General features: G+C 59.6%; 11 protein-coding genes. 9 read left to right on the top strand and 2 right to left on the bottom strand.

Features of this window, described 5'->3' with window-relative positions:
• The first annotated feature begins 6 nt into the window (after window positions 1–6).
• From ALFI_RS13000 to ALFI_RS13035, 8 genes are all read left to right on the top strand, one after another.
• Window positions 7–828 (top strand): ROK family protein, encoded by an 822-nt coding sequence (locus tag ALFI_RS13000; RefSeq protein WP_009598085.1) that lies wholly within the window; start codon window positions 7–9, stop codon window positions 826–828.
• Window positions 829–910: 82 nt separating this feature from the next.
• A complete protein-coding gene (locus tag ALFI_RS13005) occupies window positions 911–2,554 on the top strand; it encodes a beta-N-acetylhexosaminidase (protein WP_014776145.1) in 1,644 nt (547 codons plus the stop codon).
• 155 nt (window positions 2,555–2,709) lie between these two features.
• The gene (locus tag ALFI_RS13010) at window positions 2,710–4,704 is read left to right on the top strand and encodes a hypothetical protein (RefSeq protein ID WP_014776146.1); all 1,995 of its coding nucleotides are present in this window, start codon (window positions 2,710–2,712) and stop codon (window positions 4,702–4,704) included.
• A 4-nt stretch (window positions 4,705–4,708) separates the two neighbouring features.
• Window positions 4,709–5,416, top strand: a complete 708-nt coding sequence (gene rsmI / locus ALFI_RS13015; RefSeq protein ID WP_014776147.1) for a 16S rRNA (cytidine(1402)-2'-O)-methyltransferase — start codon at window positions 4,709–4,711, stop codon at window positions 5,414–5,416.
• A gap of 22 nt (window positions 5,417–5,438) precedes the next feature.
• Window positions 5,439–6,818 (top strand): DUF389 domain-containing protein, encoded by a 1,380-nt coding sequence (locus ALFI_RS13020; protein ID WP_014776148.1) that lies wholly within the window; start codon window positions 5,439–5,441, stop codon window positions 6,816–6,818.
• Window positions 6,819–6,829: 11 nt separating this feature from the next.
• Window positions 6,830–7,750: a lysophospholipid acyltransferase family protein gene (locus tag ALFI_RS13025; protein ID WP_014776149.1), complete on the top strand. Its 921-nt coding sequence runs from the start codon at window positions 6,830–6,832 to the stop codon at window positions 7,748–7,750.
• On the top strand, window positions 7,737–8,750 hold the full coding sequence (locus ALFI_RS13030; RefSeq protein WP_014776150.1) for a glycosyltransferase family 2 protein: 1,014 nt from the start codon (window positions 7,737–7,739) through the stop codon (window positions 8,748–8,750). Before ALFI_RS13025 ends, ALFI_RS13030 begins: the two co-directional genes overlap by 14 nt.
• Window positions 8,751–8,810: 60 nt before the next feature.
• A complete protein-coding gene (locus tag ALFI_RS13035) occupies window positions 8,811–9,674 on the top strand; it encodes an AraC family transcriptional regulator (protein WP_014776151.1) in 864 nt (287 codons plus the stop codon).
• 155 nt (window positions 9,675–9,829) lie between these two features.
• Here ALFI_RS13035 and ALFI_RS13040 read toward each other — a convergent pair whose 3' ends face one another.
• Both ALFI_RS13040 and ALFI_RS13045 read right to left on the bottom strand, forming a co-directional pair.
• A complete protein-coding gene (locus ALFI_RS13040) occupies window positions 9,830–11,506 on the bottom strand; it encodes a glutamine--tRNA ligase/YqeY domain fusion protein (protein ID WP_014776152.1) in 1,677 nt (558 codons plus the stop codon).
• Window positions 11,507–11,526: 20 nt separating this feature from the next.
• Window positions 11,527–12,591, bottom strand: a complete 1,065-nt coding sequence (locus ALFI_RS13045; RefSeq protein WP_014776153.1) for a hypothetical protein — start codon at window positions 12,589–12,591, stop codon at window positions 11,527–11,529.
• Window positions 12,592–12,679: 88 nt separating this feature from the next.
• Here ALFI_RS13045 and ALFI_RS13050 point away from each other — a divergent pair, with 88 nt between their 5' ends.
• Window positions 12,680–13,216, top strand: coding sequence for a TrmH family RNA methyltransferase (locus tag ALFI_RS13050; RefSeq protein ID WP_014776154.1), 537 nt, complete (start codon window positions 12,680–12,682; stop codon window positions 13,214–13,216).
• Window positions 13,217–13,434 lie beyond the last annotated feature (218 nt).

The following is a 13,434-nucleotide window of genomic DNA, read 5'->3' on the forward strand; positions in this document are numbered from 1 at the left end:
CAAGAGATGAGAATAGGCGTGGATTTGGGCGGCACGAACGTGCGCGCCGGCCTTGTGAAAGACGGACATATCGTGCGGCTGCTTTCCGAACCCTGCAAAGCCGACCGTCCCGAAGGGGAGGTGGTGGATCATATCGCATCGCTTATCGGGGAGCTTATGCGACCTGAGGTTTCGCGGATCGGTATCGGCGTGCCGTCGGTGGTGGACGCTGCGCGGGGAATCGTATATAATGTGGTGGGCATCCCTTCGTGGCGCGAGGTTTACCTCAAAGACCTGCTCGAAAAGCGTTTCAGCGTGCCGGTGCATGTCAACAACGACTGCAACTGTTTTGCGCTGGGCGTCTGCCGCTTCGGCGAGGCGAGCGCGTTCAGCGACGTGGTGTGCGTGGCGCTCGGCACGGGCGTCGGCGCGGGAGTCGTGATCGGCGGGAAACTCTACTGCGGCCGGGACACCGGGGCGGGGGAGATCGGAAGCATCCCGTATCTGGACCGGGATTACGAATACTATTGCAGCAGCCGCTTCTTCGTGGGCCGCGGCACGACGGGCAAGGAGGCTTACGAGCGCGCCGCGGCGGGCGATCCCGAAGCGTTGGCGCTTTGGCGCGAGTTCGGGGGGCATGTCGGCCAGCTGGTGATGCTGGTGCTCTATACGTACGACCCCGAAGCGATCGTCTTCGGCGGCAGCATCGCCCATGCGTTCGGCTTTTTCCGTGAAGCGATGTACGAACAGCTGAAACGGTTCCCCTATGCCAAGACCGTCGAGGGACTGCATATCTGCTGTTCGAATATCGACCACGTAGGACTGCTGGGAGCTTCGGCCTGCGAATAAATGAGGCGGTGCTTTGGCGAAATCCGTTTTTTTGTTATATTTACCGGGTAAGTTGCACCGAAACCCACGAAAACGATCCGATATGAAGAGACTTTTACCTGTTTTGGCATTGTTCGCCGTATTGTGCGGCTGTTGCAGTTGCGGCAGGGTGATTCCGACCGACGGCGAAGTGGCTGTCGTGCCGCTCCCGGAGCATATCGTGGAGGGGCAGGGCACCTTCCGCCTGACCTCCGACGCCGAGGTGGTCCTGCTGTTCGACGACGAGCGTCTGTCCGGCGTGACTGCCGCGCTGAACAAGGTGCTGATGCCGCTGTTCGGCCGCGGCCCGCGGGTAAGGCATGCCGACAAGGCTGCGGACCATGCGGTGAACGTCACCCGCGACGAGACGATGCCTGCGGAGGCCTACCGCCTTTTCGTAACTCCCTGCCGGATCGATATCGTCGCCGGAGGAGCGCAGGGGGCGTTCTATGCCGTGCAGACGCTGCGCCAGCTGCTTCCGGCGGCAGCGTACGAAGCCGACGACGTGCGGGCCGTCGAACTGCCCGTCGTCACGATCGAGGACAAACCGTGTCTGGGCTACCGGGGCATGATGCTCGATGTCGGCCGTCACTTCTTCACGGTCGATGAGGTGAAGGAGGCGCTCGACATCATGGCCCTGCACAAACTCAACGTCTTCCACTGGCATCTGACCGATGATCAGGGGTGGCGCATCGAAATCAGGAAATATCCGAAACTCACCGAAATAGGTTCCGTACGCAGCCGTACGCTGATCGGCCGCGATCCGGGCGGCACGTACGACGAGAACTGCAAATTCGACGAAACGCCTTACGGCGGTTACTATACGCAGGATGAGATCCGCGACGTGGTGAATTACGCTGCGGAGCGTTTCATCACGGTGATTCCCGAAATCGAATTTCCGGGGCATGCCGTCGGGGCGCTGGCCTCCTATCCGTGGCTGGGCTGTACGGGCGAGCAGTACGAAGTGCGCCAGACATGGGACATCGACGACCGGGTTTTCTGCATCGGCAAGGAGACGACGTTCGAATTCATCGAGGGCGTGCTCGAAGAGGTGTTGGAGCTGTTTCCCTCGGAGTATATCCATATCGGCGGCGACGAGTGCCCGACGGTGATGTGGAAGAAATGCCCGCATTGCAAAGCGCGCATGAAGGCCGAGCGGCTGAAGCGGCCGCGCCGGTTGCAGAACTATGCCACGGCCCGCGTCGAGAAATTCCTCAACGCCCACGGACGCAGGCTGATCGGTTGGGACGAGATACTGGAGGGCGAAGTGACGCCGACGGCCACGATCATGTCGTGGCGGGGCGCCGAAGGCGGCATCAAGGCTGCGAAGATGGGCAACCACGCCATCATGGCTCCGACGACGCACTGCTATCTGGACTATTACCAGACGCGCGATACGGCTGGGGAACCGCTCGCCATCGGCGGTTATCTGCCTGTGGAGAAGGTCTATTCGCTCGATCCTTACGAGATGCTGACGGCTGACGAACAGCGCTGTATACTGGGCGTGCAGGCCAACCTCTGGACCGAGTACATCGCCACGTGGCCCCATGCCGAATACATGCTGCTGCCGCGCCTGAGCGCGCTGGCCGAAGTGGGGTGGAGTCTCGACCGGAAGGATTACGGCGACTACCTGCGCCGCGTACGCCGGCTGGCGAAGATTTACGACGCCTGCGGATATAATTATGCGAAACATATCTTCGGGAAGTGACATGTTTTCCGCAGACGGAATAGGGGGACGATGCGTATGCCGTCCCCTTTTCCGTTTCCCGGCGGCAACGGGGAGGGGCTGCGATATTATATGGGTGATTCCGCTGGGTAGTTCGTAAATTTTTCCTATCTTTGAGGGCAAAAAGTGTACGGATCATGGATTTGAAATACGTGCGGAGCGAATTGCAGAAGCTCTCTGAAATCATAGACAATTGGGACACCCCGCAGGAGACCGCGGCCCTCGAACGGGATCTGGTGCTCGAAAAACTGCGGAAGTTATACGATGCCGTGCGTTTCGGCGCGGATGCGGACTTTGCGGCTGTCCGCGAAGATGCGGCGGAAGAGGCCGTGGCGGAGCCTGCTCCGGCCGAAATTCCGGTCAGCATCGATCTCGGCGAAATGCTTTCGCTCGACCCGTTCGCGGTTGAGGCGCAGGCCGAACCGGATGCTGCCGCCAAACGGGACGCTGTTGGCGAAGCGGGTGCGGCTTTTGAGTCGGAATCTTTTGCCGAGGCGGGGGCGTCCTTTGAGTCGGAGTCAGTCGCCGAAGCTGGTGCGGTCTCCGAGTCGGAATCCGTTTCCGAGCCGGAACCGGAGACGGTGCCGGAATCGAAGTCTGAGTTCGGGTCCGGACAGGCCGTCGAAACGGGCGTAAATTTCGCAGGGCATTCCGAACCTGCCGAAGAACTGGCTGCCGAACCTGAAGTTGTTGTCGATTCTGCCGAAGCATTTGTTGCGCAGTCCGATTCCGACGGCGGGACGAACCCGATTTCAGAACCGGAAATCTCTGCCGCTGAACCCGTGACCGAATCCGGACCGGTTGCTTCTGAGCCTGAATCCGAGCTTTCCATTGAGGAGACGGCTCCGGCAGAACCCGTTGCCGGAAATGCCGCGGAACCAGCCGCCGAGCAGTCAGTGCCGCTGCCGGAAACTGTCCGAGAACCGGAGGAAGCGTCCGAAAAGCCCGAATTCATTGCTGAACCCGTCGTCGAATCCGCGACCGAATCTTTCGCAGAGTCGCTTTCCGAATCCGTTGCGGAGTCCGTCTCAGAACCCGCTGCCGAGTCGGTTGTCGAGTCCGTTGCGGAGTCCGTCGTCGAGTTTCCAGCCGACCCCGTCTTAGAACCCGCTGCCGAGTCGGTTGTCGAGTCACATTCCGAGTCGGTTGCAGAGCCTGCCGCCGAATCAGCCGCCGCACCTGCGCCGTCCGTCGATGCGGAACAGACTTCGGCGCAGGAAGCTCCTGCCAAAGCCGAAGCGCATTCCGCGCCGGGAACTCAACCCATAGCTCCGACACTGTTCGAACTGGAAGAGGAGACTGTCCGTCACCGCCATAAACAGCGCGTCATCATGTCGCTATATAATACGGAGCCTGCGGCGCCTGCCCCGAAACCCGCATCCGTTCCGGCCCTTGAGCCTACCGGAAAACCTGTTGCGGGAGGGAAGCCTGCGGCCGAAGCGTCGTTCGCACAACCGGCGGTGGCCGGTTCCGCGTCATCCGGTTCCGCAGCGTCCGACTCTGCATCGGCCGGAACTGCCGCCGCCGGAGTCTCCGTTTCCGACGCAACTGCCGGAGCCGCCCTTTCTGCAACTCCATTTACGGCGCCCGTGACGGAACCCGCAGCATCCGCGACAACTCCTGTCGGCTCTGTGACAACCTCTCTCGGCTCCGCGACAACCTCTGCACCCGGACCGGACGCTTTTGCATCGCGGACTCCGGTTGCCGCTCCGCAGCCGAAAGCGGCCGAAACGACTGCGCCCGACAATGCCGGGGATGACGACGAGCCTGATTTCGAAGAGATCACGCTCGAAGCGAAAAACACCTCCGGCGCCGTATTGGGCGAGGTGATCAACCACAATGTGCAGACACTGGCCGACACGATCGCGCCGCCGCGCGACGTGGCGTCCGAACTGCGTCGCAGCGAACACGTTACCGACCTGCGCCGCGCCATCGGCATCAACGACAAGTTCCTGATGATCCGCGACTTGTTCGGCGGCGATGCAGCGGCTTACGAGGCGGCGATCGGAACGCTCAACGGTTTCGACGATTTCGACGAGTGCATGATTTATATCGCCGAGAATTATGCGTGGAACGCCAATTCCGACGGGGCCAAATTCCTGATGGAACTGCTGGAACGTAAATTCGCATAGCTGCATGGCAAAGCTTTATATCGTTCCCACCCCGATCGGCAATCTCGACGACATTACGCTGCGTGCGGTCAATGTCCTGCGCGACGTGGATTTCATACTCGCCGAGGATACGCGGACGACTTCGTTCCTGCTGAAACATCTCGGCATCGAGAAGAAACTCTATTCCCATCATAAATTCAACGAACACGCCACGGTGAAGATGGTCGCCGAGTCGATCGCGGCCGGACGCAATGCGGCGCTGGTGTCGGATGCGGGCACGCCCGGCATCTCCGATCCCGGTTTTCTGCTGGTGCGGACCTGCGTCGAAGCGGGGATCGAGGTCGAGACCCTGCCCGGCGCCACGGCGCTGATTCCGGCGCTGGTGCAGAGCGGGTTTCCGTGCGACCGGTTCTGTTTCGAGGGTTTCCTGCCCCAGAAGAAGGGCCGGGCCAAACAGTTGCAGTCGCTTGCCGCGGAGGAGCGCACGATGATATTCTACGAGTCCCCCTACCGCGTGGTGAAGTGTCTCGAACAGTTTGCCGAGGTGTTCGGGCCGGAACGCAGGGTTTCGGTGTCGCGCGAGCTGACCAAGAAATTCGAACAGACCGTTCGCGGTACGGTCGCCGAGGTGCTGGAACACTTCCGCACGACGGACCCCAAGGGGGAGTTCGTGATCGTGCTGGCCGGAAAACCCAAACCGAAGCGGGAGACGGCGGCGGACGAAGAGGAATAAATGAAAGATAGTGCATATTGAAATGGAAAATACGAACGATACGCATAATGTAAAACGCTCTTTCTCGCTCTGGGTGGGGGAGATGCGTGAATTCCTGCGGGGGCGCTTCAGCCTCGACGAAGACAAGGCGCAGCGCGACGAGGTCGTGGCGGCCATCAGCAAGGGCGTGGTGTTCCGCGGGGTGAACCTTTGGGTGCTGATTTTTGCGACGATGATCGCGTCGCTCGGCCTGAACGTCAATTCGGCGGCCGTAATTATCGGCGCCATGCTCATTTCGCCGATCATGGGTCCTATTATGGGCATCGGCCTTTCGCTGGGCATCAACGATTTCGAGCTGCTCAAAAAGGCGCTGCGCAACTATGCGCTGATGTTCATCGTGGCGATTATCACCTCGACGGTTTATTTCCTCGTGTCGCCCCTCTCGTCGAACAGCAGCGAGCTGCTGGCCCGCACGGTGCCGACGACCTACGACGTGCTGATCGCCCTGTTCGGCGGTCTGGCAGGTATCGTGGCGCAGACGCGGCAGGACCGCACCTCGACCGTTATCCCCGGCGTGGCGATCGCCACGGCGCTGATACCGCCCCTCTGCACGGCGGGATTCGGTCTGGCAACGGGGCAGATAAAATTCTTCGTCGGGGCCTTTTACCTCTTTTTCATCAACTCGGTCTTCATCGCGCTGGCGACTTACCTCATGGTCCGTTTCCTGAAGTACGAGAAGAACGCCTTTATCGACAAGGTGCGCGAACGCAACGTCAAGCGGCTGATGATGGTTATTACGCTCGTGACTTTCATTCCGAGCGTCGTCATCGGTTTCCATATGGTCCGCGTCTCGCTGTTCGAAGCCGTGGCCGACAAATACGTCGCGCAGGTCTTCAAGTTTCCGCATACGCGCGTGATCGAGTGCAACAAGCATTATGCGCACGGCAAAGACCCCTCGCAGATCGAACTGCTGCTCGTGGGAGAACCCATCGGCGACGAAATTATCGAGAATGCCCGTGCGCAGATGCGCAACTTCGGACTGGAGAAGGCCGAACTGGTGGTGCGTCAGGCCAACAAGACGGACGAGATAAACGTGGCGTCGCTGCAGCAGAGCTACCTCGAACTGCTGGAGGAGAAGAACCGGCGCATCGGCGAAATGACGGCTCAGCTGAAACGCTACCGGGTTACGAACGTCGAAGTGGACGACATTTCGCGCGAAGTGGGCGTCATGATGGAGAATATCAAGGCCATATCGCTGATGAAGGGCATTACGTTCGATGTCGCGGGTACGCCGCTCGATACGACCCTCGTATGTGTCGTTACGCCCAAGGCGCCCGCCGATTCGATCGACCGGACGACGCTGGCCAGCTGGCTGAGGATACGCACCAAGGTGGATAACGTGAAACTTTTTGTCGAACCCTAACGCCTTGCCGGATGAAACGAGCTGAGCTGAATTTTGCGCAGAAGGTATGGCTGGAGTCTTTGTGGCTCGGCGCCCGTTTCTTTGCCGTGCTGCCGTACTGGTTCAAATATTACGTCGTCGAGAACCTGCTCTTTTTCATACTCTACTACTGCCTGCGTTACCGCATGAAGGTCGTGAACGAAAACCTGCGCAATTCGTTCCCGGAAAAGAGCGTCGGGGAGCTGGCCGTCATCCGCCGCAATTTCTACCGGACGCTGGCCGAGATATTCGTCGATACGGTCAATATGGCCCATATGGGCGAAGAAAAGGCCCGCACGGTACTGACGGTGAAGGGATTCGACGAACATTACAAGGCCGTGCACGGCCGCGACTGGATCGCTATGACGGCCCATTTCGGCTGTTGGGAGTATTGTTCCTACTGGGGGCTTTACGAACGCTCGCAGATGTTGGTGGCGGTGTATCATCCCCTGCGCAGCAAGGTCATGGAGCGGCTTTACCAGCGTTTGCGCAACTATGAAAATTCGATGACCGTGGCCATGAAGGATTCGCTGCGCTTCTACCTGCGCAACCGGGAATGCGGCGTGGACGGCAAAAACCTCGTCATGGGGCTTATCGCCGACCAGAATCCGCCGCGCCGTCCCGACAGCCACTGGTTCCGCTTCCTCAATCAGGATACGATTTTTTTTGACGGCGGGGAGAAGCTGGCGCTGCGCTGCAAACTGCCGGTCTATTTCGTCAGGATGGACCGTCTGCGGCGGGGCCGCTACCAGATGTCGTTCGAGCCGATTTACGACGGTGAAGAGCAGGTCGCCGAATACGAAATTACGGAACGTTACGTTAGGAAGCTGGAAGCGATGATCAGCGAACACCCGGAACTCTGGATGTGGTCGCACCGCCGCTGGAAACACAAACGTACAAATGCCGGTCGCTAAAATAGTCATACTCAACTGGAACGGCGCGGAGCACCTGCGCCGTTTCCTGCCCAGTGTCGTCGCTGCGGCCCCAGCCGGCGTGGAGGTCATGGTCGCCGACAACGGCTCGACGGACGATTCGCTGAGGGTGCTGGCGACGGAATTTCCTTCCGTCGGGGTGTTGCGTCTCGAAGCCAATTACGGGTTTGCCGGAGGGTATAACCGGGCTTTGAAGCAGGTCGAGGCGGACTATTATCTGCTGCTCAATTCCGACATAGAGACGCCCGAAGGGTGGCTCGCTCCGATCCTCGACGTGCTGGAACGCGAACCCGACGTAGCCGTCGTCTCTCCGAAACTGATCTCATGGACCGACCGCACGGAATTCGAATATGCAGGCGCTTCGGGCGGATTTATCGACTTTCTCGGCTATCCGTTCTGCCGGGGCCGCATCCTCAGACAGGTCGAGGCCGACGAGGGCCAGTACGACGACGCCCGCGACGTTTTCTGGGTCAGCGGCGCCGCATTCTGCTGCCGGGCCGATGTTTTCCATGCGCTGGGCGGCTTTGACGCCGACTTTTTCGCCCACATGGAGGAGATCGACCTCTGCTGGCGCATGCAGTTGGCCGGTTACCGGGTACGGGTCGTGCCGCAGAGCAGGGTTTACCACCTCGGCGGCGGTACGCTCACGACCGATTCGCCGACCAAAGTCTTCTACAACCACCGCAATAATCTGGCGATGCTCTACAAGTGCTCTTCGTCCGTGCAGCGGGTCACGGTTGCCGTCGTGCGTCCTGCGCTCGACTTGCTGGCGGCCCTGTCCTATCTGGTGCAGGGGCGGAGCGACAATTTCCGGGCGGTGTTCCGCGCCTACCGCGATTTCCTGCGGTGGCACCGCGATCTGTCCCGCAAGCGGAAGACCATCCGGCAGAACCGCAAAGGGTCCGCGGAAGAGAAGATTTACCGGGGCTCGGTGGTGTTGCGTTATCTTTTAGGCAGGAGGACTTTCGGGCGGATGATGTAAGGCAAATTCGCAAAATCGGAAAAGTCCGTTTCCCCGGCGGAGAATACCTTTGTCGCCGAGATGAAGAACAAACCAGCCACGACAGCCGATTATCAGCGGCGGATCAACATCGTCGTCGAATACATCCGGACCCATCTGGACGAAACGCTCGACCTGCGTACGCTGGCCGAGGTGTCGTCGTTTTCGCCCTGCCATTTCCACCGTATCGTTTCGGCCTTTCTGGGCGAGCCGCCGGGGGAGTTCATCGCCCGCACGCGCATCGAGACGGCGGCGCGCCTGCTGCTTTACTCCGATCTTACGGTCGCAGAGATCGCCTACCGCGTGGGGTACGACGCCCCGTCGTCGCTGACCAAGGCTTTCGGACGGTTTTTCGGCATCTCGCCAAAAGAGTACCGAACCGCTAAAAACCTTCCGTCCATGACAACACGCATGCACTCCGACGCCGGAATCCGGTTGTCGAAACCCAAAATGCTGGAAATTCCCGAAAAGACCGTGGCCTATCTCCGCGCTCAGGGGGATTACGGCGAAGTCGATTACGGCGACTGTTTCGCCCGGCTCTGGCAATACGTCAAAGAGCAGAAACTCTTCTCGGCGGGGATCGAGTCCATCGTCGTTTACCACAACGATCCCGACATTTCGAAATCCGGCGACCTGCGGTGCGACGTATGCCTGACGATTCCCAAAGGCCCGGTGGCCGTCGGCCCCGTGGGCGTCAAGACGATCGCCGCAGGCCGCTATGCGATGTTCGTCCATACGGGTCCTTATGCCGGATTGGGCGGCGCCTATCACAAAATCTTTCGGGAGTGGCTGCCCCGAAGCGGCTGCGAACTGTGTGACAGCCCCGGTTTCGAACGCTACCGCAATAATCCCGACCGGGTGCCGGCGGAAAAGCTGAAAACGGAGATTTATATTCCGCTGAAATAGAAGCCGGTCCGGACTGAAAACCGGTCCGGATGCATGAACCGACCGCCTGACAGGGGCGGTTGGTCCGTCGTACGAAAAAGCGGCCCGCTCAGCGGGCCGCTTTTCGCGGGGAGCGTGTCCCCGTTCGGTATCGCAACTCGATTTTCAGCCGATCTTTACTTGTTGATCTTCGCCCATGAATCCTTGAGCGTCACCGTGCGGTTGAACACGAGGTGTTCGGGCGTCGAGTCGGTGTCGGGGCAGAAGTAGCCCACGCGCTCGAACTGAACGGCCTGACCGACCGGAACGTCGCGCAGCGACGGTTCGAGATAGCCTTTGATTCGGACCATCGATTCGGGGTTGAGATTGTCCTCCCAAGTCTGCCCCTCCTCGACGTCGTCGGGGTTCTCCTTGGTGAAGAGCGGGTTGAACAGGCGGATTTCGGCTTCGACGGCGTCTTTGGCCGACACCCAGTGGATGACGCCTTTTACGCGGCGGCCGTCGCTCGACGAGCCTTGGCCCGACATCGGGTCGTAGGTGCAGCGCAGTTCGGTGACGTTGCCTTCGGCATCCTTGATCACCTCCTCGCATTTGATGAGGTACGAGTAGCGCAGACGCACTTCGCCGCCCGGCGAAAGGCGGAAGAACTTCTTGGGAGGCTCCTCCATGAAATCGTCGCGTTCGATGTAGATCACCTTCGAGAAGGGAACCTGACGTGTTCCGGCCGTTTCGTCCTCAGGATTGTTGATCGCCGTGAAGAGTTCCGTCTTGTTCTCGTCGTAGTTGGTGATGACCACTTTCAGCGGGTTGAGTACGGCCATGCGACGCTGGGCGACCTTGTTCAGGTCTTCGCGGACGCAGTATTCCAGCTTGCCGAGGTCGATGACGTTGTCGCGTTTGGCGACGCCCACCATTTCAGCGAAGTTGCGCACCGAAGCCGGGGTGTAACCCTTGCGGCGCAGGGCGCAGATGGTCGGCATGCGGGGGTCGTCCCAGCCCATCACGGCGCCTTCCTGCACTAATTTGAGCAGTTTGCGCTTCGACATCATCGTATAGGTGAGGTTCAGACGTGCGAATTCGTACTGATGCGAGGGGAAGATCTCCAGCGCTTGGATGAACCAGTCGTAGAGCGGACGGTGTACGTCGAATTCGAGCGTGCAGATCGAGTGGGTGATCTGCTCGATCGAGTCGCTCTGGCCGTGGGCGTAGTCGTACATCGGGTAGATGCACCACTTGTCGCCCGTGCGGTGATGCTCGGCGTGGATGATGCGGTACATGATCGGGTCGCGGAACAGCATGTTGGGGTGGGCCATGTCGATCTTGGCGCGCAGGACCTTTTCGCCGTCGGCGAATTCGCCTTTCTTCATGCGCTCGAACAGGTCGAGGTTCTCCTCGACGGAGCGGTCGCGCCACGGTGACGGCGTACCCGGAACGGATACCGTGCCGCGGTTTTCGCGGATCTGCTCCTGCGTCTGGTCGTCCACGTAGGCCAGCCCCTTCTTGATAAGGACCACGGCCCAGTCGTAGAGCTGGTCGAAATAGTCCGACGCATAGCGCTCTACGGCCCAGTCGAAGCCGAGCCAGTGGATGTCGCGCTTGATCGAATCGACGTATTCGACGTCCTCCTTGACGGGGTTCGTGTCGTCGAAGCGCAGGTTGCACTTGCCGCCGTATTTCTTCGCCAGTCCGAAGTTGATGCAGATGCTCTTGGCGTGTCCGATATGCAGGTAGCCGTTCGGTTCGGGTGGGAAACGGGTCTGTACGCGCGTTTCGCCCTTGGCGATCGACTCTTCGATGATCTCTTCGAGGAAGTTCAGCGACTTCTCCCGTGTTTCGTTTGTTTCGCTTGCCATATGTTTCGCTTGTTGTATTTTTATTTTTTAGCCTTGGGGCCGATGTTGAACAGCTTCTGGATGTCTACCGAGAGCTTGACCATCTGTTGCGTGCCCATGCCTGAGCCGTCGTAATGGAAGACCATGCCCGCCTCGACGCCCATCGTTCCCTTGAAGAACCGGCGGTCGTAACCGATCCACGTGCGGTTGTAGATATGGTCGGTGGTCGAGTAGAACTGTTCGCCGGCATAGAGCGGTTCGCCGACATAGGCGTACCGGAACGGCTGGAGGTTTTCACCCAGATAGAGGTTGTTTTCGAGTTTCACGCCCCATTTGGTCATGACGAAGTCGATCTGGGCGCCCTTCTGCTTTTTCCATCCCGACTCGATGCTGCGCGCCCGCTGGGGTGCGAACAGAAAGCCCGCCTTGATGTCGAAGTCGAAGTAGGCGTTGAACTCCCAGCCCGCATAGGGATTGACCAGCAGGTTGTCCGTCACGTTCTCGTTGCCGATCTTTCCGGCGAAATGGAACATCGAGAAGGCGTAGCCGAAGTAGAACCCCTTGTCGAGCGTGTAGCGGCCCGCCGAGATGATGCGGAACATTTCGCGCGACTCCTCGGAGTACATGCCCTCCCAGTCGATGGCCATTTCAACATAGGTGTTCCTGCGTTCCGTGGATTTGTAGTGTCCCAGAAAACCCGAAAGGCGGTTGTGGTAGAACGCCGTCGAATCCCCGAAGAACGCCAGCGAGTAGTCGCCCAGCAGCTCTTTGCGGTCGAAGATGCCGGCGTTGGCCTGCACGTTCCTGCTGTTGAACTGATAGTAGGCCGAGGGGCGCGCCTTGCTCAGGAATTTGGTGTCGTCGCCGAAGTTCTGCAAGAGGTCCACGCCGACGATCAGCCGGTTTTTGTCCATCCATTCCACGCCGATCCGGGGTGTGAGCCGGGCGCTGAAGAGCGTCTGCGATTCGTTGAAATCGTTGTTGGCGTACTCCCGGTTGTCGAAACGGGTCGTAAAGTCGGCGCCGACGATCAGCTTCTGCGCTTGGAGACCTCCCCCCGTAATGAAGAGAGCGAGCGCGAATGTCAAGACTTTTTTCAGAGACATAGTGTTGTGTTGATTAGGACCCCAAAAATAGGTAAAATATTTTTTATTTGACTACTTTTGACCCCGAAATCACTTATTTGAACACGTTATGCGAAAAATCACCAACGAGGAGCTGGGGCGTCCCACGGCCGGAGAGTTCGCCGCGATGGAGAAAATGCCCGTTACGGTCGTGCTCGACAACGTCCGTTCGCTGCAGAACGTGGGGGCGTTCTTCCGTACGGGGGACGCTTTCGCCGTGGAGCATATCGCCCTGTGCGGGATTACGGCCGTGCCGCCCAACCGCGACATTCATAAAACGGCGCTGGGCGCGGAGCTGACCGTGCCGTGGAGCTATTACGAGACCACCGAAGCGTGTATCGACCGCCTGCACGCCGACGGCTACGAGGTGCTGGCCGTCGAGCAGGTCGAGGGCGCCGTGATGCTCGATGTCTTCCGCGCCGCGCCCGGCGTGAAGTATGCGCTGGTCTTCGGCAACGAAGTGATGGGCGTGGGGCAGTCGGCCGTGGACCGGTGCGACGGCGCGATCGAAATCCCGCAGGCCGGGACCAAGCATTCGATCAACGTCGCAGTTTCGGGCGGCGTCGTTTTGTGGAGTTTTTTCCGCCGGATCGGGCCGGGACGCTGACCGGGCCGGGAGAATGGCCGGCGGACGGCCGGGTTCAAATAAATTTGGCATTGCGCCCGGCTTGCGCTATATTTGCCCCGATTTACAGGAGATAACAGTAAGTCTTCCTTTGCAAAGGGAGGTCCGGGAGGTATTGTCGATATGGAATAGGCGTTTTTGCGCCGTAATACGAATCCGATGGATTCCATGTCGGAACCTTGCGAACGAGTGAAATGTTA

The organism is Alistipes finegoldii DSM 17242, assembly GCF_000265365.1.
Classification (GTDB): Bacteria; Bacteroidota; Bacteroidia; order Bacteroidales; family Rikenellaceae; genus Alistipes; species Alistipes finegoldii.